Source organism: Gilliamella sp. B3023, assembly GCF_026536845.1.
GTDB lineage: Bacteria > Pseudomonadota > Gammaproteobacteria > Enterobacterales > Orbaceae > Gilliamella > Gilliamella apicola_E.
Map to the genome: position 1 here is coordinate 54266 of NZ_JAFNNH010000005.1, position 25467 is coordinate 79732.

19 protein-coding genes, 5 tRNA genes and 1 pseudogene are annotated in these 25467 nt (G+C 35.7%); 9 read left to right on the top strand and 16 right to left on the bottom strand.

The features are described 5' to 3' along the window. Position 1: 1 nt before the first annotated feature. Both J3U16_RS04485 and J3U16_RS04490 read left to right on the top strand, forming a co-directional pair. Positions 2–733 carry a 3-ketoacyl-ACP reductase FabG2 gene (locus tag J3U16_RS04485; protein ID WP_065562171.1) on the top strand — a complete coding sequence of 244 codons (732 nt, stop codon included), beginning with the start codon at positions 2–4 and terminating at the stop codon, positions 731–733. After that, positions 730–1956, top strand: coding sequence for a beta-ketoacyl-ACP synthase (locus J3U16_RS04490; RefSeq protein ID WP_267342546.1), 1227 nt, complete (start codon positions 730–732; stop codon positions 1954–1956). The genes J3U16_RS04485 and J3U16_RS04490 overlap by 4 nt, the downstream gene beginning before the upstream one ends. Before the next feature lie 170 nt (positions 1957–2126). Here the strand turns inward: J3U16_RS04490 and purD are convergent, their stop codons facing one another. The 3 genes and pseudogenes from purD to araC form a co-directional block, all read right to left on the bottom strand. Beyond that, the gene (gene purD, locus J3U16_RS04495; protein ID WP_065562173.1) at positions 2127–3416 is read right to left on the bottom strand and encodes a phosphoribosylamine--glycine ligase; all 1290 of its coding nucleotides are present in this window, start codon (positions 3414–3416) and stop codon (positions 2127–2129) included. 26 nt (positions 3417–3442) lie between these two features. Next, positions 3443–5035 carry a bifunctional phosphoribosylaminoimidazolecarboxamide formyltransferase/IMP cyclohydrolase gene (gene purH / locus J3U16_RS04500; RefSeq protein ID WP_267330129.1) on the bottom strand — a complete coding sequence of 531 codons (1593 nt, stop codon included), beginning with the start codon at positions 5033–5035 and terminating at the stop codon, positions 3443–3445. A gap of 195 nt (positions 5036–5230) precedes the next feature. Further along, positions 5231–6076 (bottom strand): annotated as a pseudogene (gene araC, locus J3U16_RS04505) (arabinose operon transcriptional regulator AraC); the annotation flags it as partial. A 203-nt stretch (positions 6077–6279) separates the two neighbouring features. Here araC and J3U16_RS04510 point away from each other — a divergent pair. The 4 genes from J3U16_RS04510 (at position 6280) to J3U16_RS04525 (ending at position 11758) form a co-directional block, all read left to right on the top strand. Then, a complete protein-coding gene (locus tag J3U16_RS04510) occupies positions 6280–7941 on the top strand; it encodes a ribulokinase (RefSeq protein WP_267342547.1) in 1662 nt (553 codons plus the stop codon). A 41-nt stretch (positions 7942–7982) separates the two neighbouring features. Continuing rightward, positions 7983–9491: an L-arabinose isomerase gene (araA, locus tag J3U16_RS04515; protein ID WP_267342549.1), complete on the top strand. Its 1509-nt coding sequence runs from the start codon at positions 7983–7985 to the stop codon at positions 9489–9491. Positions 9492–9574: 83 nt separating this feature from the next. After that, positions 9575–10990, top strand: coding sequence for a sugar porter family MFS transporter (locus J3U16_RS04520; RefSeq protein WP_065734316.1), 1416 nt, complete (start codon positions 9575–9577; stop codon positions 10988–10990). Between the two features lie 75 nt (positions 10991–11065). Then, positions 11066–11758, top strand: a complete 693-nt coding sequence (locus tag J3U16_RS04525; RefSeq protein ID WP_065562459.1) for an L-ribulose-5-phosphate 4-epimerase — start codon at positions 11066–11068, stop codon at positions 11756–11758. Between the two features lie 80 nt (positions 11759–11838). Here the strand turns inward: J3U16_RS04525 and era are convergent, their stop codons facing one another. The 8 genes from era to J3U16_RS04565 form a co-directional block, all read right to left on the bottom strand. Then, the gene (era, locus tag J3U16_RS04530) at positions 11839–12744 is read right to left on the bottom strand and encodes a GTPase Era (protein WP_065562179.1); all 906 of its coding nucleotides are present in this window, start codon (positions 12742–12744) and stop codon (positions 11839–11841) included. Continuing rightward, positions 12741–13415 (bottom strand): ribonuclease III, encoded by a 675-nt coding sequence (gene rnc / locus J3U16_RS04535; RefSeq protein ID WP_065562460.1) that lies wholly within the window; start codon positions 13413–13415, stop codon positions 12741–12743. Before rnc ends, era begins: the two co-directional genes overlap by 4 nt. A gap of 5 nt (positions 13416–13420) precedes the next feature. Further along, complete coding sequence (gene lepB / locus J3U16_RS04540; protein WP_065734315.1) at positions 13421–14419, bottom strand: signal peptidase I; 999 nt, start codon at positions 14417–14419, stop codon at positions 13421–13423. 20 nt (positions 14420–14439) lie between these two features. Continuing rightward, positions 14440–16236: a translation elongation factor 4 gene (gene lepA, locus J3U16_RS04545; protein ID WP_065562181.1), complete on the bottom strand. Its 1797-nt coding sequence runs from the start codon at positions 16234–16236 to the stop codon at positions 14440–14442. Between the two features lie 139 nt (positions 16237–16375). Beyond that, positions 16376–17272: a MucB/RseB C-terminal domain-containing protein gene (locus tag J3U16_RS04550; RefSeq protein WP_065734314.1), complete on the bottom strand. Its 897-nt coding sequence runs from the start codon at positions 17270–17272 to the stop codon at positions 16376–16378. Between the two features lie 99 nt (positions 17273–17371). Next, a complete protein-coding gene (locus tag J3U16_RS04555; RefSeq protein ID WP_065562183.1) occupies positions 17372–17929 on the bottom strand; it encodes an RseA family anti-sigma factor in 558 nt (185 codons plus the stop codon). Between the two features lie 47 nt (positions 17930–17976). Then, entirely contained in the window at positions 17977–18549 is a 573-nt protein-coding gene (rpoE, locus tag J3U16_RS04560; protein WP_065562184.1) for an RNA polymerase sigma factor RpoE, read from the bottom strand. Between the two features lie 200 nt (positions 18550–18749). Then, entirely contained in the window at positions 18750–21221 is a 2472-nt protein-coding gene (locus J3U16_RS04565; RefSeq protein WP_065734312.1) for a class I adenylate cyclase, read from the bottom strand. Between the two features lie 107 nt (positions 21222–21328). Between J3U16_RS04565 and J3U16_RS04570 the strand changes: the two genes are divergently transcribed. The 3 genes from J3U16_RS04570 (at position 21329) to J3U16_RS04580 (ending at position 24777) form a co-directional block, all read left to right on the top strand. After that, positions 21329–21955 (top strand): NUDIX hydrolase, encoded by a 627-nt coding sequence (locus J3U16_RS04570; protein ID WP_065562186.1) that lies wholly within the window; start codon positions 21329–21331, stop codon positions 21953–21955. 317 nt (positions 21956–22272) lie between these two features. Continuing rightward, positions 22273–23073 (top strand): YdgH/BhsA/McbA-like domain containing protein, encoded by an 801-nt coding sequence (locus J3U16_RS04575; protein WP_065734310.1) that lies wholly within the window; start codon positions 22273–22275, stop codon positions 23071–23073. A 291-nt stretch (positions 23074–23364) separates the two neighbouring features. After that, positions 23365–24777, top strand: coding sequence for a hypothetical protein (locus tag J3U16_RS04580; RefSeq protein ID WP_267342552.1), 1413 nt, complete (start codon positions 23365–23367; stop codon positions 24775–24777). 112 nt (positions 24778–24889) lie between these two features. Here J3U16_RS04580 and J3U16_RS04585 read toward each other — a convergent pair. From J3U16_RS04585 to J3U16_RS04605, 5 genes are all read right to left on the bottom strand, one after another. Beyond that, a tRNA-Gln gene (locus tag J3U16_RS04585) sits at positions 24890–24964 on the bottom strand. Positions 24965–24986: 22 nt separating this feature from the next. Beyond that, positions 24987–25071, bottom strand: a tRNA-Leu gene (locus J3U16_RS04590). 71 nt (positions 25072–25142) lie between these two features. Beyond that, positions 25143–25217 (bottom strand) — tRNA-Gln (locus J3U16_RS04595). A 25-nt stretch (positions 25218–25242) separates the two neighbouring features. After that, a tRNA-Leu gene (locus J3U16_RS04600) sits at positions 25243–25327 on the bottom strand. 37 nt (positions 25328–25364) lie between these two features. Next, positions 25365–25441: transfer RNA gene (locus tag J3U16_RS04605), tRNA-Met, on the bottom strand. Between the last annotated feature and the right edge of the window lie 26 nt (positions 25442–25467).

Consider the following 25467-nt stretch of genomic DNA (forward strand, 5'->3'; position numbering starts at 1 on the left):
TATGAGTCGAACAGTACTTGTAACTGGAGCAAGCAAAGGAATTGGCAAAGCAATTGCCTGTAAACTAGCGTCCGATGGTTTTGATATCGTCATACACTATCATAGTGACAAAAAAGGGGCGATTGAAACTCAAAAAATTATCGAACAAACCGCCCAAAAAGCTAGACTAATTCAATTTGATGTAAGCAACACTGAGCAATGTCAGCAAATGATAGAAGCAGATACTGAACAATATGGAGCTTATTACGGTGTTGTTAATAATGCAGGTATTATCCGTGATGGTGCTTTCCCTGCTTTAACACAAGATGATTGGAAAGCTGTAATTCATACCGATCTTGATAGTTTTTACAATGTATTACATCCTTGTATTATGCCCATGATTGGACTTCGTAATGGTGGAAGAATTATAGTTATATCATCAGTTTCTGGCATCGTTGGAAATCGTGGTCAAGTCAATTACAGCGCGGCCAAAGCAGGCGTAATTGGTGCAACCAAAGCGTTGGCACTTGAATTAGCTAAACGAAAAATTACCGTCAATTGCATTGCCCCGGGTCTAATAGACACGGGTATTTTAGATATGGAACCAATCGCTTTAAAAGAAGCAATGAACATGATCCCTCTTAAACGAATGGGGCACGTTGACGAAGTCGCAGGACTTGCAAGTTATTTAATGTCAGATAATGCGGGATATATAACAAGACAAGTCATTTCTATTAATGGAGGAATGGTATGACAAAAAGAGTAGTCATAACTGGCGCAGGTGGCGTCACCGCATTTGGTAATGAATGGGATGATGTTGAGCTCAAACTAAAACAACTTCAAAATGCTGTTCGATATATGCCAGAATGGGAAATTTACGATGGATTGCATACCAAACTTGGTGCCCCAATTGATGATTTTGTTTTACCAGACCACTATACACGGAAAAAAATTCGTTCAATGGGCAGAGTATCATTACTCTCAACCAAAGCAACTGAAATCGCATTAGAAAAGGCAGGATTACTAGATGAACCTGAACTAACTAATGGAGATACAGGTATTGCATTTGGGTCATCAACAGGTAGTACTCAACCCGTTGCATCATTTGCAACCATGTTAAATGAAAAGCATACTAACAACATCACCGCAACGACCTATATTCAAATGATGCCACATACAACTGCAGTTAATACAGGTTTATTTTTTGGTTTAAAAGGTCGATTAATTACCACATCAAGTGCTTGTACATCTGGAAGTCAAGCTATAGGTTATGCATATGAAGCTATAAAATACAGTATGCAAAAAATCATGGTAGCAGGTGGAGCCGAAGAGTTATGCCCTTCGGAAGCAGCTGTTTTCGATACCTTATTTGCTACAAGCCAACTTAATGACACACCAAAGTTATCACCAAGACCATACGATCGGGATCGCGATGGGTTAGTTATTGGTGAAGGAGCCGGTGCATTAATTTTAGAGGAATATGAACACGCCATGGCTCGAGGAGCAAAAATTTATGGTGAGATTATAGGCTTTAAAACTAACTGTGATGCGAGTCATATTACCCAACCAAGGCAAGAAACAATCCAATATTGCATTGAACAATCACTCAAAGATGCAGGTTTAGATCCAAGCCAAATTGGTTACATCAGTGCTCACGGTACCGCAACTGCTCGTGGAGATATTGCTGAAAGTAATGCTGTTGCCAATATCTACGGTAATAAAACCCCAATATCATCTTTAAAAAGCTATTTTGGTCATACTCTTGGTGCATGTGGCGCGATAGAGGCATGGTTAACATTAGAAATGATGCATACTGGCTGGTTTAATCCAACTATCAACTTAAATAATGTCGATCCTCAATGTGGTGATTTGGATTATATCGTTGGTTCAGGACGAAATTTAGATATTGAATATTTTCAAACTAATAACTTTGCTTTTGGCGGAATTAACACCTCAATTGTGATTAAAAGAATATAATTTGTAATTTCTTGTCATTAAAACAAGGCAAAAAAAGTTGAGGAGAGGGGTTTTTGAGGTTATTTTCAAACCACAAAAAACTTTTAGGGTTTAAAAACCCCGTTCCTCAACTTTTTTTGGCTTAATGGTAGATAAAAAAATAGCGCTATATAGCGCTATTTATTTGAAATTTATTTATTTTTTTCGCGTTCAATAGCTCGATAGCCAATATCATGACGATAGTAACAACCATGCCAATAGATACTTTTAATTTGTTCATACGCACGTTTTTGAGCGTCTGAAACACTATCGCCTAAAGCTGTAACACATAGAACTCTCCCACCATTGGTATAGACTTGACCGTTTTCTAAACAGGTGCCGGCATGGAAGATTTTGCAATTAGTATCTGTTTCAGTAGGTAGACCTAATATAACATCTTTGGTGTTGTAATCGCCTGGATATCCGCCAGCAGCAAGAACTACACCTAAAGCAGGCCTTATATCCCATTTTGATTTTACAGTATTTAGTTCGCCCTTTGTGGCAGCCAAGCAGAGCTCAACTAGGTCAGATTGCATTCGCATCATGATTGGTTGAGTTTCAGGATCGCCAAATCGACAATTGAATTCGATTACTTTAGGATTTCCTTGTTTATCAATCATTAATCCGGCATAAAGAAAACCAACATATACATTGCCTTCTTTTGCCATGCCATTGACGGTTGGGTAAATGATTTCTTCCATAACTTTATTGAAGACGTCATCGGTTACTACTGGCGCTGGAGAGTAAGCGCCCATTCCACCAGTATTCAAACCAGTATCACCATCACCAACACGTTTATGATCTTGGCTGGTTGCCATTGGTTCGACATGTTTACCATCGACCATTACGATAAAACTGGCTTCTTCGCCATCAAGGAACTCTTCAATTACGACTCGATGACCGGCATCACCAAAGGCATTTCCCGCTAACATATCGTGTACTGCCTCTTCGGCTTCCTTTTGTGTCATGGCAACAATCACGCCCTTTCCTGCCGCTAAACCATCAGCTTTTATCACAATTGGTGCGCCTTTTTGACGAATATAAGCAATGGCAGGCTCAATTTCTGTGAAGTTTTGGTATTCAGCAGTTGGGATGTTATGTCGAGCTAAAAAATCTTTAGTGAAAGCTTTTGATCCTTCTAGCTGAGCAGCCGCTTTTGATGGGCCAAAGATAGTTAATCCAGCTTTTTGAAAACTATCGACAATACCAATCACTAATGGCGCTTCTGGTCCAACAATAGTTAAGTCTATTTGTTGCTCTTGAGCAAAGTTGAGTAGACCAGCAATATCTGTTGCTTTGATGTTGATATTTTCTAAATTTGGCTCAAGTGCGGTACCTGCATTACCTGGTGCAACAAACACTTTAGAAACTAATGGCGATTGTGCTGCTTTCCAAGCTAAAGCATGTTCGCGCCCACCATTACCAATTACTAATACTTTCATACAAGGTCCTTTCAATACTTTTATAATTAATGCCTAAAATGACGCATATTGGTGAAGATCATGGCAATATTATGCTCATTAGCGGCTTGAATTACTTCGTCATCACGAATTGAACCACCCGGCTGAATAACACAGGTGACACCAACCGCAGCCGCGGCATCAACACCATCTCTAAACGGGAAGAATGCATCAGAAGCTACAACTGAACCAGCAACTTCTAGATTCTCATCTTGTGCTTTTATTCCAGCAATTTTGGCCGAATAAACACGACTCATTTGCCCTGCACCAATGCCAATAGTCATCTTATCTTTAGCGTAAACAATAGCATTAGATTTCACAAATTTTGCCACTTTCCAACAAAATAGTGCATCAGATAACTCTTTTTCAGTCGGTTGTCGTTTGGTAACTACCGTTAATTGGTCTTTGGTTACCATACCTAAATCACGATCTTGTACAAGCAATCCGCCATTAACGCGTTTTAAATCTAAACTGGCTTTTGTGCTCGCAGACCATTCGCCACATTCTAATACTCGAACATTTTTTTTCGTTTGTGTAATGGCCAAAGCATTTTGATCAACTGATGGTGCAATGATTACTTCAACAAATTGTTTATCAACAATAGTTTGGGCTGTTTTAGCATCTAATGGACGATTAAAAGCAATAATGCCCCCAAAGGCAGAAGTTGGGTCGGTTTTAAAAGCATTAAGATAGGCATTTAAGATGTTATCACTCACCGCAACACCACATGGGTTAGCGTGTTTAACTATTACACAAGCTGGTTCATCAAATGATTTTACACATTCTAATGCAGCATCGGTATCGGCAATATTGTTATAAGATAGCTCTTTACCTTGTATTTGTTTGGCAGTAGCAATAGAACCTGGCTCAAGATGTTCTTCCACATAAAAAGCTGCATGTTGATGTGAGTTTTCGCCATATCGCATATCTTGTTTTTTAACAACTTGTAGATTTAAAGTGCGAGGGAATTCACCAGCAGGCTTTTCAGTATCGCCATAATATGGAGGTACAAGTTTACCAAAATAGTTAGCGATCATACCGTCATATTGAGCAGTGTGTTCAAATGCTTTTATTGCTAAGCTAAATCGATACTTGAAAGAGAGGCAATTTTGCTGTTTATCTAACATATCAATGATTGTGCTATAGTCCTGACAATCAACAACAATGGCGACATCTTTATTATTTTTAGCTGCAGATCGCACCATAGTTGGTCCGCCAATATCAATATTTTCTATCGCATCTTCTAAACTACAATTTGGGTCAGCTACCGTTTTCGCGAAAGGATATAAGTTGACAACCACCATATCAATCGGTGCGATCTGATGTTGTTGCATCACTTCGTCATCAATCCCTCGACGCCCTAAAATGCCACCGTGTATTTTAGGATGTAACGTTTTGACTCGACCATCCATCATTTCAGGGAATCCCGTATAATTCGATACTTCGGTAACAGGAATGTGGTTGTCGATTAAAAGTTTGGCGGTGCCACCAGTAGAAAGGAGTTCAATATTACGTTCAGATAAAGCTTTAGCAAATTCAATGATTCCTGTTTTATCAGAAACACTGAGTAAAGCACGACGGATAGGACGAAACTGCTGCATGAAAAAGCTCCGAAATTGATATTCTAAATCCAAGTCTGTGAGCGGCTATTATATATAAAACGAGGAGCGATGTTTAGCATTAACTTTCTGAAAAAATAATTACCTAATAATTTGTATTTATTCAATGATATGGTCATTTTGCTTATCATAAAAGTAAAGCGAGTTGACACTTTGGATTTTTCTTTCATTTTGTTCTCGAGTGCTATTGCGATATTTTTGAGGACATAGACCAATTCTTTTTTTGAAGATTCGCGAAAAATAAAGTTGATCATCAAATCCGATTGAACGGCTAATTTCTGCGATACTCATATTAGTGGTTTGCAATAACAGTTTTGCACGATTTACCCGTTGCTCTTGTCGCCATTCTCCAATAGACATACCAATCTGGTCTTTAAATATATGAGCAATTCGCGATGTCGACAAACACACTTTCTGCGATACGATATCAAGCGTAAAATTATTTTCATCCAGAGTATCAATTAAATAGTTGCAAACTTGTAGTACTCGGGTATCTATTTTAGGGGGATTAGTGCAAGAAGTCTCTTGTGCGCAACGTATCAAGAATTGCTCTAACATGCTCATAGCTAAATTTTCAGAATATATCGTATTTGATTGCCCTACCTCGACAATTTTTATAAATAGCTGTTCTAGTTCATCTTTTACTTGGGTATTAGGGCGATAAAATCCCGTTTCTTTTAATCGGTTTTCCCAACTTAATAAATATTTCCATGTTGATTTTGGTCTGAAATATACCCAAAAATGAAACCAATTATTCTCATCTTCTTTACGTCCGTATAAATGGGGTTCTTTGGGAGGAAAAAGAACAAAGTCACCGGGATAACAATTAAATGATTCATCATCACGATAAATAGTACCTTGGCCTGCATAAGTGAGGTTAATAATGTAACCATTTAATCCATTAGGACGATCAATGAAAAAATCAAATTTTCCTTCTTTTTCGATCGGTGTTAAACCAGATACAAGATGGACATTAAATGAATAACCAGGTAACAAAGGGTTATTTTGTTGTTTATTGCTCATTTGTCATCACCAATTTTTTGAAACTATTTTATTTTTACATAAAAATTTTTTTTGAATAGTGATAATTGTGAGATCTACATCACAAAACAAATTAGGTGTGCAGAATCGTCTATATTTATAGCAACAACATACCTACTTGTTTTATCGATAATTATTTATTCTTCCAAAAAACTCCATTTAATTAGTCTTTGAGGTGTTAGCGGATGAATAAAAAAATAACCATTGGATTGGATTTTGGTAGTGATTCTGTCAGAGCTTTAGCGGTCGACTGTCAAAATGGGAAAGAGTTAGCTACAGCAGTAGTTTATTACCCACGCTGGTCTAAGGGCCAGTTTTGTGATCCGCAAAAAAATCAGTTCAGGCATCATCCCCTTGATTACATTGAGTCAATGACTCAATCAATACAATCTGTTGTCAATCAACTTAAATCTGATGCACAAAATATAGTTGCTATTGGTGTGGACTCAACAGGTTCTACCCCAGCACCTATTGATGAAAATGGCGATGTGTTAGCTTTAAAACCAGAATTTATGAACAATCCTAATGCAATGTTTATTTTATGGAAAGATCATACCTCGGTACACGAAGCTGAAGAAATTAATAGAGTGTGCAAAACTGAACCATACTCTAAATATTTGGAATATTGTGGTGGAGTTTATTCTTCAGAATGGTTTTGGGCGAAGATTATGCATATTTTTCGTCAAGACAGTGCTGTAAAAAATGCTTCTGCATCTTGGATTGAACTCTGTGATTGGGTACCTGCTTTACTTTCTGGAACGACAGCGCCAAATGCAATAAAGCGTGGTCGATGCGCTGCCGGTCACAAATGTTTTTGGAGCGAAGAATGGAATGGTTTACCCCCTTATGAGTTTTTTGAAAAACTCGACCCAAGTTTAGTTAATAACTTACCTTATCCTCTATTTGAAAAGACTTATACCGCTAATCATAAAGTGGGCACTATTACCCAAGAGTGGGCAGAAAAATTAGGATTACCAACATCGACCGTAATTTCTGGTGGTGCATTTGATTGTCACATGGGTGCCGTTGGTGCGGGTGCAAAACCTTATACATTAGTTAAAGTAATTGGCACCTCTACCTGCGATATTTTATTGGCAGAACAAAACGTTATAAATAATCGTTCAATTAAAGGCATTTGTGGTCAAGTAGATGGTAGTGTAATACCAAACTTTATAGGTCTTGAAGCCGGGCAATCAGCTTTTGGAGACATCTATGCATGGTATAAAAAACTCTTGTGTTGGCCTCTTGAAAAGTTAGTTTCAATCTCACCAGAATCTCAACCAATAGTGAAGGAGTTAAAACATAAATTATTAAATGATATTGCTCAAGCTTGGGCAGAAAACCCAAATCTAGACACAGTCCCTATAACGCTTGATTGGTTTAATGGTAGACGAACCCCTTATGCCAATCAACGAATCAAAGGTGTTATAACCAATTTAACGATTTCAACTGATGCTGCAACATTATTTGGAAGCTTGGTTTTATCAACAGCCTTTGGCGCTAGAGCAATTATGGAATGCTTTATTAATCAAGATGTGCCTGTTAATGAAATTGTCGCTTTAGGAGGAATAGCTAAAAAATCCCCGGTTATTATGCAAGCTTGTGCAGATGTAATGAATAAACCGCTGACCGTTGTGAGTTCAGAACAATGTTGTGCATTAGGTGCAGCAATCTTTGCGGCTGTAGCGGCCAATGTTTACGCCGATATTTCCACCGCTCAAAGTAGCATGTCTAGTAAGCTAGAAACCACCTTTATTCCTGATGAAAACAGGGTCCCTAAATATGAAGAATTATATAGAAAGTATTTAGTTTGGTCAGCATCTAGTGAGCCCAACTATAACGCTTAATTTAATTTAAAAAATATGAATAAATTATAAAGGAGTCCATTATGTTTGTTTATTCAGAAGCTGAAATTTGGTTTGTTGCAGGTAGTCAACACCTTTATGGGCCAGAATCACTTGAACAAATTAAAAAAAATATTCAAGAGGTAACAGATTATTTTAATCATGAAGCAAATCTACCCGTTAAAATTGTTCTCAAACCACTCGCAACAAAACCTGAGGATATATATAACCTTTGTCAGGAAGTAAATTATTCTTCAAAATGTGTTGGATTAATCACATGGTTACATACATTTTCGCCAGCTAAGATGTGGATTAATGGATTAACTCATCTGCAAAAACCTCTTCTACAACTTCATACTCAATTTAATAAAGTCGTTCCGTGGGATTCAATGGATATGGATTTTATGAATCTTAACCAAACTGCACATGGAGGACGTGAATTTGGTTTTATCGGTTCTCGTATGCGCCAACCTCATTCTCTGGTAACAGGTTACTGGAAAGATAAAGATGTTCATGAGCAAATTGGGAAATGGATGCGAGTTTGTGTGGCAATTAATGCAGAAAAAACCATGAAAATCGTTAGATTTGGTGACAATATGCGCGAAGTTGCTGTAACGGAAGGAAATAAAGTTTCTGCACAAATTAAATTTGGTTATTCAGTCAACACTCATGCAGTTGGTGATTTGGTTTCGGTCATTAACTCAATTGCTGATGGTGATGTCAATCAGCTAATTGATGAATATGAAACACTTTATAATCTTGCTCCCGTCGCCCAAATTGGTGGAGAGAAAAGACAAAACTTAATTGACGCAGCGAGAATCGAATTAGGTATTGAGCAATTCCTTAAACAAGGTAATTATGGCGGATTTACCACAACGTTTGAAGATCTATACGGTATGGCACAATTACCAGGACTTGCTGTCCAACGATTAATGGCTAAAGGTTATGGCTTTGCAGGTGAAGGTGATTGGAAAACCGCAGCATTACTAAGCACAATGAAATTAATGGCCAAAGGACTTTCTGGCGGCACCGCATTCATGGAAGATTATACCTATGATTTTACTGAAGGTAATGAGTTAGTTGTCGGCTCACATATGTTAGAAGTTTGCCCATCTATCATAGATGATGATGTCAAACCTTTACTTGATATTCAACATTTGGGCATTGGTGGTAAAGCCGATCCTGCTCGACTTATTTTCCCTGCAAAACCTGGTTTAGCAATCAATGCCAGTTTAATTGATATTGGTAACCGATTTAGATTAGTCGCTAATGAACTTGAGACAATCAAGCAACCTTATGCACTACCAAAATTACCTGTAGCATGTGCTGTTTGGAAACCAAAACCATCGTTAAAAGTATCAGCTGAAGCCTGGATTCTTGCTGGAGCAGCACATCATTCTGTTTATACCCAAGCACTTTCTATGGATTATTTTAAACTTTATGCGCAACTGCATAAAATTGAACTGTTGGTTATTGACGAAAGTACTCGAATCGATGATTTCAAGAATGAGTTACGTTGGAATGAGATTGCGTATTGTAATCCTTATGCTTGATAAATTTATTTTAGTTCAATGATTGGAAATATTTTTTCCAATTATTATCAAAATTACAGAATAAAGGGAATAAAGAGGTGGATATGAATACGTCTTTAACAACGAATAAAATGGAAATAAATTCTGCAAAAAAAATGACCTTTCTAATCGGCTTTTCAGCTGCAATGGCCGGTCTACTATTCGGTCTAGACATAGGTGTAATTGCGGGAGCTTTACCATTTATTACTATTCAGTTTGAACTAACTACTCAGCTACAAGAGTGGGTAGTGAGTTCAATGATGTTAGGAGCTGCTTTGGGGGCTCTATCCAATGGTTGGTTATCTTTTTATTTAGGTAGAAAATATAGCTTATTAGCGGGCGCCTTATTTTTTATTATAAGTTGCTTTGGATCAGCTTTAGCTCCTAATGTAGAAGTTCTTTTAGTCTGGCGAGTTATTTTGGGGTTTGCTGTTGGTATTGCATCCTATACGGCGCCACTTTATCTTTCTGAAATGGCGCCAGAAAACATTCGCGGTAAGATGATTGCTGCTTACCAACTTTTAGTCACAATTGGTATTTTAGTTGCATTTTTATCAGATACCTATTTTAGCTACACAGGTGATTGGCGAATGATGCTTGGTATCATTTCTATACCTGCAATCATATTGTTTATAGTAGTGATTTTCCTGCCTAATAGTCCTAGGTGGTTGGCATCAAAAGGACGATTAAATGAAACTGAGAAAGTTTTAAAATCAATTCGTAGCGATCCTGTAAAAATTCAACAAGAATTTAATGATATCAAGGATAGTTTACAGGAAAAACAGGAAGGCTGGACACTGTTTAAAGCAAACAAAAATGTACGCAGAACAGTTTATCTTGGTATGGCATTACAAGCGATGCAACAATTTACCGGTATGAATATTATTATGTACTATGCACCAAAAATCTTTAGCCTTGCAGGATTTGAAAGTACCCAGCAACAAATGATTGCTACAATTATTGTTGGTCTTACTTTTGTGTTAGCTACATTTATTGCAATTTTTACTGTTGATAAGTTAGGACGAAAACCAATTCTAAAAGTTGGTTTTGGTATTATGGCTTTAGGTACATTAGTACTAGGTATTTGTTTGCAACTTATCGAAAATGGTAATCCATCATCATTTACATCCTATGCAGCAGTTGGAATGGCAATTATGTGTATTGGTGGTTATGCAATGAGTGCAGCACCAGTGGTGTGGATTTTATGTTCTGAAATTCAACCTTTAAAAAGCCGTGATTTTGGTGTGACTTGTTCAACTGCGACCAATTGGATTTCAAATATGATAATTGGTGCAACATTCCTTACATTATTAAATCATATAGGTGTTGCTCAAACATTTTGGTTATATACCGGCATGAATGTTTTATTTATCTTCATTGTAATTTTCTTTGTACCTGAAACCAAAAATATTTCATTGGAACGTATCGAAAAAAATCTGATGTTAGGTAAAAAACTTCGTCATATTGGAGATGATCATTGAGGTTTATATTAGAACAATTGATATTGTTTTATGTTTATTCCTGATGTTTTATTTATTATCAAACAGGATGTTAATATGTTTACTGAATTAAAAGAACATGTTTTAGCAGCAAATTTATTATTACCTTATTATCAGCTTGTGACATTTACTTGGGGGAATGTATCTGCAATTGACAGAAGTAACGGTGTTATTGCTATCAAACCGTCAGGAGTCGCTTATGATAAGTTGCAAGTGAATGATATTGTTATTGTCGATCTTGATGGTAAAAAAGTCGAAGGTAAACTTAATCCTTCAAGCGACACACAAACGCATATTGAGCTTTATAAGGCTTTTGAACAAATTGGTGGAGTTATTCATACTCATTCAAGAAACGCAACAATTTGGTCTCAAGCAGGGTTAGATATTCCAGCTTTAGGTACAACTCATGCAGATTATTTTTATGGAGATATTCCTTGCACTCGCCAGTTAACACCAACTGAAATAATTAACAATTATGAACTCAATACAGGTAAAGTGATTATTGAAGAGTTTACTAAACGATCCATTGATGTATTGGCAATACCTAGTGTATTGGTATCCGGACATGGTCCTTTTAGTTGGGGAAAAAATGCAGATGATGCTGTTCATAATGCAGTTGTCTTAGAAGAAGTCGCTGCTATGGCATTAGCTACACGCAATCTAAATGTCGGCATAAAAATCCAACAAGAATTATTGGATAAACACTATTTCCGTAAGCATGGACAAAATGCTTATTATGGGCAGGGTTAGATATTTTTGGATAATATCAATCTACTGCAAGTAGATAAAAAAATCAGGCAAACTTTTGCCTGATTTTTTAAAGAGTTAGATTAATCGTCACTATAACCTAAACTACGTAATGCTCGCTCATCATCAGCCCAACCAGCTTTGACTTTAACCCATAATTCTAAATGAACTTTGTTATCAAAGAAAAGTTGCATATCTTTACGGGCTTCAATACCGATTTTTTTGATTTTTTCACCTTTGTTGCCAATGACCATTTTCTTTTGTCCATCGCGTTCAACTAGGATTAAGCCATTAATGCGGTACATGCCAGTACGTTCATCAACTTTAAATTGTTCAATTTCAACCGTAACCGAGTAAGGTAATTCATCACCTAAAAAACGCATTAGTTTTTCTCGGATGATTTCTGAAGCCATAAATCGTTGTGATCGGTCAGTGATATAATCTTCAGGAAAGTGGTGTTCACCAACGGGTAAATGTTTTTTGACAATATCTTTGATGATGTCAATCCCTTCACCTTTTTCTGCACTAATTGGCACAACATCTAAAAAGTTAATTTTTTGACTAATTTCTTGGATATGTGGTAACAGTTGGGTTTTATCTGTTACATTATCAATTTTGTTGATAACTAACAGTATAGGTGCCTTGCAATCTTTGAGTTTGCCTGCAACCATTTCGTCATCTTCAGTCCAGTGGGTTCCTTCCACGACAAAAATAACTAATTCAACATCACCAATTGAACTGCTAGCGGCACGATTCATTAAGCGATTAATCGCTCTTTTTTCTTCAATATGTAAACCGGGTGTATCAATATAGATAATTTGATCATCGCCTTGGGTATCAATTCCGACAATACGGTGACGCGTTGTTTGCGCTTTACGTGAGGTGATTGATACTTTTTGACCAAGTAGTTGGTTTAATAGTGTTGATTTGCCGACATTTGGTCTTCCAACTATGGCAACAAATCCACAATGTTGTTTTGATTCTGTCATTTTATTCCTAATTGGTTTAATGCTTCTTGAGCTGCGGCTTGTTCAGCCTTGCGACGGCTTAAACCTCGCCCTAAGTATTGGTGATCATCGTTTTCAATTTTACATTGAATTAAGAACTCTTGCTCATGATTGTCGCCAGTAACTTCAAGAATTAAATAACATGGTCTTTCATGTCGTATACCTTGCAAATATTCTTGTAAACGTGTCTTAGCATCTTTTTGCTTAATACCAGGTTGAATTTCATCTAAGCGTTTTTGATACCAAGATAAAATTATGCGGCGAATGTTTTCAATATCACTATCTAGATAAATAGCGCCAATGATAGCCTCTACTGCATCAGAGATAATGGATTCACGGCGAAAACCACCACTTTTTAATTCACCTTGACCTAAAATTAGGTAATCACCTAATTTGAATTCTTTTCCCATTTCAGCAAGTGTCTGTCCACATACTAAACTTGCTCGCATTTGACTAAGATCACCCTCATCTTGCTTGAGAAATCGATGATAAAGTTCATCAGCAATGACAAAACTTAATATCGAATCACCTAAAAATTCAAGGCGTTCATTATGCATTTTATTAGCACTACGATGAGTTAGTGCTAACTGAAGTAAAGATGTGTTTTTAAACTGATATCCAATAGCTTGTTGTAGTTGATTCAAATTTTTCATCACAGTTAGTGGATTCCACCTATACGGCTAAAACGAATTCCTGTTGGCCATTGATCAGGTTGTTTTTCAAAACTGATCCAAATAGTTGTAGCTCGACCAACAAAGTTTTTTTCCGGAACAAAGCCAAAATATCGACTGTCACCGCTGTTATCACGGTTATCACCCATCATAAAATAGTTATCTTGTGGAACAACCCATGTTCCGATCGGTTGACCATTTTGATGATAAAAATAACTTGTATCTTCCATTTTTCCAGGCGTTGTTAGAACATCGTGAGTAATTTCACCTAAGGTTTCTTGTTGAATTTTCATATCTAATGTAATTCTAGAGTTAGAATCAACAATACCCTTGTCTTTATATTGTTCTATTGTATAGAAGTCCGGGTTTTTCCCCATTTCGTTCACTTCTTTCCAATCACTTGCTTGGGGTTGAGTATAATGTAAATCTAATGGTTCAGAACGCTGACCAACACAATTATTATCGGTTGATTGACAAGCTGGATAAATGAGAATTTTCTTTTCATTAGACAAATAGACAATTTTATCGCCAGGTAAACCTACAACGCGTTTAATAATATCTCTATTTGATCCATCGGGGTGTTTGAAAACCGCAATTTCACCGCGTTTTGGGTGGCCAGTTGAAATTAAGACAGTATTGGTGATCGGATCACGTAATCCATATGAAAACTTTTGTACAGCAATAAAATCACCAACTAATAGTGTTTGCATCATTGACCCTGAAGGAATTTGAAATGGTTCATATATAAATGATCGAATAACAAAAACCACAAAAAGAACAGGGAAAAACGATGCTAAATTTTCAATCCAGCCTTTAGGTTTTCCAACTTCTGCCAAAATTTTACCATCAATTTCACCATTAGCTTGCTTACGAATCTCTTCAACTTTACGTTGTCTAGCTGGTTTCCATCGGTACTTCTCTAAAAACCAAAAGATCGCAGTAATGAATGTTGCTATTGTTAATATGATGGCGAATAAGTTAGCCATTTTTTATCCTCTTTAACTGATTAATCTTTACCAACATGTAGAATAGCCAAAAACGCTTCTTGCGGTAATTCTACATTACCTACTTGTTTCATGCGCTTTTTACCTTCTTTTTGTTTTTGTAAAAGTTTTTTCTTACGACTTACATCACCACCATAGCATTTAGCTAAAACATTTTTACGAAGTTGTTTAACTGTTGAACGAGCTATGACGTGGTTGCCAATTGCAGCTTGAATCGCGATATCAAATTGCTGACGCGGAATAAGATCTTTCATCTTTTCGACTAGTTCACGCCCACGGTATGGTGCATTGTCTTTATGGGTAATGAGTGCTAATGCATCAACACGCTCACCATTAATTAATACATCAAGCCTAACCATGTCAGCGACTTGGAAACGTTTGAAGCTGTAATCTAAAGAGGCATAACCACGTGAAGTTGATTTCAGTTTGTCGAAGAAATCTAAAACAACTTCAGTCATTGGAATTTCGTAAGTTAATGCAACTTGATTACCATGATAAACCATATTGGTTTGTACACCGCGCTTTTCAACACATAGAGTAATTACATTACCTAAATACGTTTGTGGAACTAATATGTTACATTCAGCTATAGGTTCACGAAGTTCTTGAATGTTATTCACTGCAGGTAATTTTGCAGGGCTATCAACATAGATAATTTCATTTTGAGTAGTCAAAACCTCATAAACTACTGTTGGTGCAGTAGTGATTAAATCAAGATTATACTCTCTTTCTAATCGTTCTTGAATGATTTCCATATGCAATAAGCCAAGGAAACCACAACGGAAACCAAATCCTAACGCACCAGAATTTTCAGGTTCATAAAAAAGCGAGGCATCGTTAAGGCTTAGTTTTCCTAATGCATCACGAAATGCTTCGTAATCATCAGAACTGGTTGGAAATAATCCTGCATATACTTGAGGTTTAACTTTTTTAAATCCTGGTAGTGGCTTGTCTGCTGGAGATTTTGCTAAAGTTAACGTGTCCCCTACAGGTGCTCCTAATATATCTTTGATCGCACAAACAACCCAACCTACTTCACCACAATGCAAGCAGTCTTTATCTATTTGTTTTGGAGTAAAGATCCCTAGGCGATCAACATTATAAGTCATTCCTGTACTCATAACTTTGATTTTATCACCTTTATTTAACTCACCATTCTTGATACGAATTAATGATACAACACCTAAATAGTTATCAAACCATGAATCAATAATTAGTGCTTGTAGTGGTGCATTCGAATCACCTTCTGGCGCAGGGATATCATGAACGAGTTGTTCAAGCACATCAACCACACCTACTCCGGTTTTAGCCGAGCATCTTACTGCATTGCTAGCATCAATACCAACAATGTCTTCAATCTCTTCTGCCACTCTTTCAGGTTCGGCTGCCGGTAAGTCGATTTTATTAAGTACTGGTACAACCTCAAGGTCCATATCAAGTGCTGTATAACAGTTTGCAAGAGTTTGCGCTTCAACACCTTGCCCTGCATCAACAACAAGTAATGCACCTTCACATGCAGCAAGTGAACGAGAAACTTCATATGAAAAATCCACATGTCCTGGTGTATCGATGAAGTTTAGCTGATATGTTTGGCCATCTTTAGCATGATAATCTAAAGTAACACTTTGTGCTTTAATTGTAATACCACGTTCACGTTCCAGATCCATTGAGTCTAAAACTTGAGCTTCCATTTCACGATCAGAAAGTCCTCCACAGATTTGGATAATACGATCAGAAAGCGTTGATTTACCATGGTCAATATGAGCAATAATTGAAAAATTGCGGATATTTTTATTCATATCAATAAGTTATATTTTAGTTATGTACTGTTAATTATCGTTAGTGTTATTGGCTATAAATAACAAGTCAAATAATCACGAAAATAGAAGCAAACATTCTACACATTAATGGTCAGTAAGCATAGTGTTATCGAGAGGTTTACGGCGATTTCTCAACAATATTTTGGGCAATTCTTTCAATTGTCCCTTCAGGTAAATTACCAATAATAATAATATTTTTGTTACCCAGATTAGTTGAGAATATTGTTCTTCCGCCCTGCTGAATAAGTTGATTAGGTTGACTTGCTTGCTCTAAAGAGACATTCACTGTAAAAGAAAATACGCCATCAGAAAACAATTTAGTTGCAATATCAGAACTATAAAAATTGACATTATACGCCGCTATTTCTTTAAATCCTTTTGGCAACCATGCTAAGCGCCAAGCATCAAGTAAATTATTCTGTTTTTCAATTGATAATAAAATTGGGTAAGTTCGATTATCAATATAATTTTTGAATTTTTTAACATCGAAATCAACATCGATATCAACAACTTTTAATTGATTAACAATGTCATTATCATCATCAATTAAGTCTATTCGTAATGGTAAGAAAGTCTCATCATCGATCCATATAACATAGCTATAGCGATCTTTGTCTTTTGCAATTATTTTAACTAATTGAGCACCACGATTTGCCGTTCTAGTTTTACCTAATAAAATAAAATCATAAATATTCGCTAATGAATTAAAGTCATTATAAATTACATCAGGAAATGCCTCTGTTATGCGAGAACTAGCAATCGAAAATGAAGGGCTATCAGGTTGAAAATAACTGGTGGTGTTGTTATGCAAGATAATCTCTTTTGCTGGACCTTCAAGATAAAGCAATTGCGCATTAATATTTTCTTTTTTAGCTGCGCCTAAGTGATTATATTCAAAAGTTGAGCCAAATTGTTCTCTATCTTGTGATACAAAATGAATTTGATAATCATTGATTTGCACCGCTTTACTCATTTTATTTAATAAATTTAACGCTTCATTTGTTTCTGTTGCCATGGTTGAGGCTGAAAACAATATAAAAAACAGAGTAATAATAAAATTATTACTCTGTTTTAGCTTTATTTTTATTAAAGAAAATAGAAAATTCATTTTTATTTAACGGGCATTTAACCTTTTTTGTAATTCATAATCTTGAACGAGCAATCTAATTTTATCGTATTGTCTTTTTTCAAGTAATTGCTTGTCATTATGTTGTATTCCACCAACAGGAGCTACATTAACACCCATAGGAACAGTATTAAGCGTTGGAGCACCACTGGCATCGTCCGATTGACCTTGATGATATTGAACACCAGCAATAATTGCTAATGTAACACAAGCAGCAAGTCCAACTTGGCTAACTTTAGCCACAACATCTTTAATTCGCACCCAAAATAGATTTTCAGCTTTAGGAATTGAAATCTCATCTTGAGAAGGTTGCTCTGTTAATTGTGGGTATAAATCATCATCCGCAATCGCCATAGCAACTTGATTGCTAATATCTAATGTTAATGAACTACCGTGCAATTCTCCTCGCATTGCTTCTCTTGCGATATGATAGCGATGCCAGCAGGATTGCAAACTTTCATCATGGCTAACGACATCAACAAAGTTATCGTCTGTAAACTCACCATCCATCAATAATGAAAGTTGCTGCTTCTGTTCTATTTGCATAGTAGATACCTTAATTTCTTGCTACCTATTTTAATTTGTTCAAACCACTAACTAATTAATGGTTTTATTTTTTCATCAATAGCATCACGTGCTCTAAAAATACGTGATCTCACAGTTCCGACTGGTGTACCCATAATTTCAGCTATTTCCTCATAACTTAATCCATCAATTTCACGTAGTGTGATGGCGGTTCTTAAATCATCAGGTAATGCTTCAATTGCTTCAAATACTACTCTTTCAACTTCTTTAGAAAGAACTAAACTTTCAGGGTTATCGACATCTCTTAATGAGTCTGCACCTTCGTAACTTTCCGCTTCACTTGCATCAATATCCGAAGATGGTGGTCGTCTGCCTTGCGAAGTTAAGTAATTCTTTGCAGTATTAACCGCGATTCGATACAACCAAGTATAAAAAATACTTTCACCTTTAAAAGAGCTTAATGAACGATAAGCTTTAATAAAAGTTTCTTGCACAACATCAGGTATTTCAGAAGGTAAAACATAACGTGATACCAAATGAGCTAGCTTATTTTGATAACGTACCACAAGTAAATTAAACGCATTTTTATCTCCGTTTAAAACGCGATCTACTAAAACTTGGTCTGTTATTTGCTCCCCCATTAAAGGCCATCCCTCATTATATTATCACTATTAGTGTGGCCCAAAATTGTGCACTCTAACAGTTAGATTCATAAATTTAAAAAAAGTTCCCATTATTTTAATAGAAATTTCATTTTCTTTGCTAATTCTTTTATTTTTTATCATGTTGCATACTAAAAAAGTACGTTCCTCAACTTTTTTAATATACTTTTTGAACAAAACTAATTAAGTAAGAAGATTTCGCGTTCACCAGCATCGTTGTATGTAATTTGGTAAAATTGTGGTAAATTAAAATTAACAGAGCTACTGGTGGTAAACGTAAAGCGGTCATCAGATAATACATAAAAATCATTAATATCCTTGACCATGTTCTCTTTGGTACCGTTACAATTACGGTAAATTTCGATCTGATTATGCTCGTTTAAAATGTATAAATCAAATCCATTTGCGGTATCTTCAAAAAAGAATTGAATAATACCTTCATAAGCGACGCTATCTATCTCTTTAGGTAATTCATTACTTTCATCTAAAATATTTAGCGGTCTACCTTGAACTTTGTTGTTTGATACTGCACCATAAAAATCAATAGCACTTTCAAATTGATGGAATGACACGCCAAACCGTTCGAAGAATAGATACCAAGACGCCCCATCAATTCTCAATGGCTTAACTTGTGTTGAATTATTTTTAGTTGTCGATAATCTCAAATCAACACAATTGTACATCAGCCTTTTCATTTGATTTTTAATTTCATTACTTAGCTGGTTACTATAACAAAAGATTTCGACCGAATTGGGTAAATCAGCATCTTTGTGCATACGATTGAGTAAAGCTTTTATAGCTTCTAGCACACACAAAGTACCACTAAAATGCAAGACCCGAATTTCATTCCATGAATTACGATAAAGCAAATCAATTGAGCTAACCAAACTTAATTCTTGCTTACCATAGTTTAGAACATTAGTGCTGATTTCATCTTCTAACTTTAAATTAACCGTTGGATCGTTTTCTAAATTCAATATGATTGCTAAATGGCGTATTTCACACGGACCATATAATTGTTCTTCTGTTGCTGTTGGAACATCAATTGGAAAGTAATTTTTCAGATCTTCAATCAGTTTGGTGATTTTTTTGTTATCACGGTCATCACCATCATAATAGTAAAATTGAGTTGAATCTGAAATCAAACCATTAAAGTAACACCAACCAACTAATTTGACTAAGTATTTACTATATTCTAGATATTGATGTCCAACAATCGAATTGAGTTTAGGTTTTTGGTTATAAACATACCAACCAGCTCGATTAATCCGATCTTCTTTAACATGGATAAAAGTTAAAACATCTTCCTGTAAATTATCAGAAATATTCAATTTCAATGTAGAGATTTTACCAGGAAGAACTTCAAAAGAGGCATATAATTTGCGAGTCAGTATTGCTAGATCTTGTGGGCTAATCAATGAATCTAAATTGTTACGACGGCCAAAATTGAGCAAATTTCGATAACCCGTCATCATAGTATGTAGTAATATTTCGTGTATTTCACGAACTTGTTCTATTTTCCAAGTTTTACTAGCATCTAATTTTTCCAATAATGATTGTTGCCACCCCCAATTTTGTACAAATTCATTTAATATGTCACGTCGCCATGACGATGAATTTGCTTTTTGTGACAATTTTTCATTCACTTTTAAATAAAAGCAATGTCTAACTAATTCCAGTCGTTGAAAATCTCTAATATTTGTTAGATAGTTTGAGATCCTATCCAATAACATCGAGTATGAATCAAGATAGTGATGGGAATGGATTTCTCCTTTTTGAATTAATTCCCGCATATCAAACGCGATAGGCCTATTTTTTGGATAGATCGAAGAATAAGCTTCAAGTAATAATGTTTTTAATACTGCTTTGAATGGTGAATCGATACTTTTATACAGTTGCCATAAACTTGCACCAAAGTACTCTTCAGCAGATAAACCCGTCAAAGGTCCAAAATCAATCCATTCTTCGCGTTTGATGATATTCGATACAACTAATGCCTGAACACATTTTTCATAGGTTGGATAAGTGACGTCATTGACTGTAAAATCAGAAGGAATCGCAAACCATAACAGACGTTTACCTGCTAAAAGGTTGGCTGAACGGTAAAATTCTTCGAGTAGTAATATGTGCTGTGCAGATCCACAGTTTTCACCCATTAGACATTCATGATGTTGGTTAATAAACCGATCGACGTCAACAACAAATAAAGTAAGTTTAATGCCGAGATCTTTAGCCCAAGTTTCTATTAATCTGCACTTCTGTATTAATGCTTGCTTTTTAACATCAGATAAACTATTTTCGATACAGATCCATATATCAAGATCTGATGAGGTAGATTGCCCGATGGAACATGTGCTACCCATTGAATATAATGCAGAAATATTGGCGTGATTTTTTTTATTTACCTCACTGAAATTGAACTCATTTTTTAACTGTTCAACAATTTCATTGGATGGTTGATAATACGCAATACCTAATGGAGTCTCTTCGCCCGCATAACCTGGCAGATTGGGATGGTTAAAATGAAAAAGAACTGGCAATAATGAAAAGACACGCTGAAATTCCAGAGACATACCACTTTGAGCACGTTCGTGTTTTAGTATTGCAAGATCATCAAGTTCTTTTTTTATATTATTTATATCGTATTGCATAGCATTATTCAGGTGAAACAGATGTACTATTGACGAACAATTTCTCCAATAATTTTCTATTATAGCGTAAAAAGAATGTAAATTTACAAATAAATGAAATAAATATTATGATCACCCTAGAAAAAATATCACAATCTTTGAAAAATACCAAAAACCAATTTCAATTCATGAATAAAGCTGCCGTGTTAATCCCTATTATCACTATTGAAAACCAATTGCACCTGCTTTTTCAGGTACGTTCAAAAAAACTTAAATGGCAACCAGGGGATATTTGTTTTCCTGGAGGACGAGTTGAGTTATCGGATATCAGCCCTGAATATACCGCCAAACGTGAAACTTTCGAGGAGTTGGGTATTACGCTTGATCAAATTACCCTATTAGGACAATTACCTAAATTTTATGCCTCATTAGGCATGATAATTTATCCTTTTGTTGCAAAAATTGAGCATGTAGATAAATTGGATAATTTACAAATTAATCATGATGAAGTTGAGTCGGTTTTTACGGTTCCATTAGAATGGTTTATTGAGCATTCCCCCAAAAAAGCAACTATGTTTGTTGGCTTTAAACCTGATGATAATTTCCCTTTTGAATTAGTTCCAAATCGCACAGCAAATTGGCAAAAGAAATCGCAACATGATGTACACTTTTATCAGTATGGTGATTATGTCATTTGGGGATTAACTGCACAGATAATTAATTGTTTTATAAGCACCATAAATATAAATGCTTAGCTATAATATGATGATTTATTACAAAAATAATATTATTTAATATCGTAATATTTCTTTAGCATAAAATGCTTAAAAATATATTCTTTACAAAAATTTAAAGTGATACCTACACAAATATTCTAATTGATATATACTATTTAACGGTTATTTTTCTTTTCCACAATTTCCACATTGTTTTATCTAGCTGTTTGAAAGAATTAGTAAAAGATAGATCCCGAGAGCGTTTTTCGTTTTCATACTCTCATGCAATACCCTCATAGAATAAGCGTTACAGATTGTTTTTTTATTTTTATAACATAAATACAAAGGACATTATTATGAAACGTTATAATAAATCATCTATTGCATTAGCTTTACTATTATCTCTACCTATTGCCAATATTTATGCGGCTTTACCATTAACAGCAGAAGAAAGTAATAACTTAATTCCCTTCAAAGAAATCTCTGTAACCGGTAGCTACTTACAAGCACAAAATGCAGCAGATGATATATCAAAAGCTGCAGACGAAGTTGGTGCTAAATATTATCATATAACTGGTATTGAACAACCTTCTACAGGCACATCAACTGATCGTGCAATTGTTTATGCCGATGTTTATAAATCAAATGCACCTATTGCGGTAAGCAAAGAAGAAGTTACTCACAACGGTGTTGTGCTTTATCCTCGTTCAAAAGCCCTTTATTATTTACCATTTGCAGTCGTAAAATTTAAAGGCGATTATAATAACACTTCTGAAATTTTAGATGCAGCGAGTAAAATCGCTTCTGAAAAAGATGCCTATGCGTTTTATGTTTACTCAATTATTGCTGATGATGTAAAAAATCGTGAACAAGATGTTGATGTTGCATTATACAAAAAAGAGGCGCCAGTTCGTGACTTTATCATTTCTAAAGCAATCGCAGGCCAAGATGCTTATGAAATTACGAGCGAAGCCTTCAAAATCATGAAGCCATATAAAACAATCGTTTTCCATGGAACATTTAACAATACCAGCGAAGTTAGCGCAGCAGCACAAAAATATGCTATCGCTAACGATGCACACTTCTACTATGTAAAAGAAATATCAAATAACCGTGCTGAAACAGCGCAAACTGTTTATGTAAATTTATATAGATAATCATTTTTTCAAGGCTGTCCATGCGTAAAAACTCTTTTTTCCGCATGGATAGTTTTTATTCAATTTTTGCATGTCAGTAATAAAAAATATCTTTATCAATAAATTAATTTTCCCACATTTTTAACATTGAAATAAGTATCAACTTAATTGAAACGTAATGATTGTATCTTTCTATTAAATTTAAGAATTAAAAGGTAAGGTAACATGATGTTATTGAAAGGATTTAAATTTAAAAAGTTTTCTCAATTTTCAATAAGGTTTATTGTTTTATTAACAAGTTCGATATTTTTAATGAGTAATTTAGCTTTTGCACTGGTAGCAGTCACAGCACAATCTATTAATGGCAATCGCCCATATTTTATCGATCCTGATGCGGTTGGTGTTAATGGTTCCCGAGAGTATGATCAACAAAACTTCCAATATTTTGGGATAAAATTCCAATCTCAGGTTTTTACGGGAATCAATGACCTAAATCGTCAACTAAAAAATATCAATTTCCCTCAAGTTGATCCCAATGCCACCACACCTAATCAATTAATGACATCGTTAAAATCTAATTATGGTCTTGACGGTACAATGATACCTTTTTCCATGTCTAATCCAGTTGACAGTCAATTAGTTGCTGATGATGATGGAGATAGTATAACTCAAATAACCCCACCCGATGGGGGATTTAAAATAGATTGGTTCTATCGCTATGATAATAAATCCTATTTATTACTTGAATCAGATAGAAACAGAACTTTTTGTGAGTTGGCAAGATTAGGTTGGAGTCCTTATATTAGAATTTCAGGCTCTATTGCTTTAGTAACGCAATATGGTGTTCCAAATTATAAAGTTTATCCAGGAGCTAAAAAAGATTTTTTGATTTACAATGCAATCAAACCAACTGTTTGTGCCAATCGTCCATCAATTGTGCATTCATTCCTCTTCGAAAATCGGGATTATACTGGTGATTGGGTCTATTTAACTTGGGGGGATGCTAATCAACACGTTATTGATTCTGGTTTCGTCAATAAAGTAAGTTCTGGTGGGTTTCCAACAACAGGATTTGATCAAGCACGATTCCTTATGTTTATAGCTGGAGCACCATTTGATTTATCGACGATAACATCATCAAATAGTTCAAAAGGCGTGAATATAGAAATAAACCAAATTACTGTTGGTGATATAGATAGTCATCTAATTAATACAGGGCTTCAAGTAAAATTGACAGGTGAAGCAACGGATGTAAATCCTACCTTTACCATAAAATCTGATGGCGAAGATATATACACGTTTACGATTAAGAAATGGTTCACATCACCAAGCCAAGATGTTTACCATTACAACCAAAGCGCAAGTGTTTGCAATGGTAAATATGTTGTTCCTACTATTGAGGATTTGACCAATAGCGACCAAAACCTTATAACCAATGGCCCATGTAAGTCAGATAATAATTCTGATAACTGTTTGGCTATTACAACTAATCACTATTATCGTAGGATTGGTAATAGCCTTCTAGGAGAATGGGGTAATATAACAAACGAAGGAAAACTTTATCACCACACCTACCCGGGTAACCATTTTCCTAAAGGTCATCTATATTGGACATCTGATGAACGAGATGCTACCAACCAATATACTGTTGGTACGACTATAGGAGCGATTGAGTGGCAACCAAAAAATAATGAATTATATTTCGTCTGTGTACTTAAACAATAATTGTTCTAATCATTGCGCTTGTAGATTAAAGTGCGATGATTATTACTTTTAAGTTTGACTGCACATTAATTCATTTCTCGACAGCAAACTAAAGTATTAAGTTAGGTCTTAATGGCTGGGGTACCAGGATTCGAACCTGGGCATGGCGGGATCAAAACCCGCTGCCTTACCGCTTGGCTATACCCCAATTATAAAGGAGAAAAGATATCTGGTACGGGTAGTGAGATTTGAACTCGCACACCTTTCGGAACTAGAATCTGAATCTAGCGCGTCTACCAATTCCGCCATACCCGTGAAAAGGAATAACTAAGAATGTAAAAAGCAAAACAGATTAGTTAATAGATATCAAAATTTGCAGATTGGAATGGCTGGGGTACCAGGATTCGAACCTGGGCGTGGCGGGATCAAAACCCGCTGCCTTACCGCTTGGCTATACCCCAATAAAGGATAGATATTAAGATTAAATGGTGCGGGTGAAGGGACTTGAACCCCCACGCCTCGCGGCGCCAGAACCTAAATCTGGTGCGTCTACCAATTTCGCCACACCCGCATAATATACTTTCGGTTAAAGTATAACTTAATCTTAATGGTGGCTACGACGGGATTCGAACCTGTGACCCCATCATTATGAGTGATGTGCTCTAACCAACTGAGCTACGTAGCCATTTCATTCGCAACGTCATAACCAAC

What these genes read in the sequence shown, in the direction of transcription:
- J3U16_RS04485 (WP_065562171.1), top strand. Translation starts at nt 2, where the DNA reads ATGAGTCGAACAGTACTTGTAACTGGAGCAAGCAAAGGAATTGGCAAA.
- J3U16_RS04490 (WP_267342546.1), top strand. Translation starts at nt 730, where the DNA reads ATGACAAAAAGAGTAGTCATAACTGGCGCAGGTGGCGTCACCGCATTT.
- purD (WP_065562173.1), bottom strand. Translation starts at nt 3,416, where the DNA reads ATGAAAGTATTAGTAATTGGTAATGGTGGGCGCGAACATGCTTTAGCT.
- purH (WP_267330129.1), bottom strand. Translation starts at nt 5,035, where the DNA reads ATGCAGCAGTTTCGTCCTATCCGTCGTGCTTTACTCAGTGTTTCTGAT.
- J3U16_RS04510 (WP_267342547.1), top strand. Translation starts at nt 6,280, where the DNA reads ATGAATAAAAAAATAACCATTGGATTGGATTTTGGTAGTGATTCTGTC.
- araA (WP_267342549.1), top strand. Translation starts at nt 7,983, where the DNA reads ATGTTTGTTTATTCAGAAGCTGAAATTTGGTTTGTTGCAGGTAGTCAA.
- J3U16_RS04520 (WP_065734316.1), top strand. Translation starts at nt 9,575, where the DNA reads ATGAATACGTCTTTAACAACGAATAAAATGGAAATAAATTCTGCAAAA.
- J3U16_RS04525 (WP_065562459.1), top strand. Translation starts at nt 11,066, where the DNA reads ATGTTTACTGAATTAAAAGAACATGTTTTAGCAGCAAATTTATTATTA.
- era (WP_065562179.1), bottom strand. Translation starts at nt 12,744, where the DNA reads ATGACAGAATCAAAACAACATTGTGGATTTGTTGCCATAGTTGGAAGA.
- rnc (WP_065562460.1), bottom strand. Translation starts at nt 13,415, where the DNA reads ATGAAAAATTTGAATCAACTACAACAAGCTATTGGATATCAGTTTAAA.
- lepB (WP_065734315.1), bottom strand. Translation starts at nt 14,419, where the DNA reads ATGGCTAACTTATTCGCCATCATATTAACAATAGCAACATTCATTACT.
- lepA (WP_065562181.1), bottom strand. Translation starts at nt 16,236, where the DNA reads ATGAATAAAAATATCCGCAATTTTTCAATTATTGCTCATATTGACCAT.
- J3U16_RS04550 (WP_065734314.1), bottom strand. Translation starts at nt 17,272, where the DNA reads ATGGCAACAGAAACAAATGAAGCGTTAAATTTATTAAATAAAATGAGT.
- J3U16_RS04555 (WP_065562183.1), bottom strand. Translation starts at nt 17,929, where the DNA reads ATGCAAATAGAACAGAAGCAGCAACTTTCATTATTGATGGATGGTGAG.
- rpoE (WP_065562184.1), bottom strand. Translation starts at nt 18,549, where the DNA reads ATGGGGGAGCAAATAACAGACCAAGTTTTAGTAGATCGCGTTTTAAAC.
- J3U16_RS04565 (WP_065734312.1), bottom strand. Translation starts at nt 21,221, where the DNA reads ATGCAATACGATATAAATAATATAAAAAAAGAACTTGATGATCTTGCA.
- J3U16_RS04570 (WP_065562186.1), top strand. Translation starts at nt 21,329, where the DNA reads ATGATCACCCTAGAAAAAATATCACAATCTTTGAAAAATACCAAAAAC.
- J3U16_RS04575 (WP_065734310.1), top strand. Translation starts at nt 22,273, where the DNA reads ATGAAACGTTATAATAAATCATCTATTGCATTAGCTTTACTATTATCT.
- J3U16_RS04580 (WP_267342552.1), top strand. Translation starts at nt 23,365, where the DNA reads ATGAGTAATTTAGCTTTTGCACTGGTAGCAGTCACAGCACAATCTATT.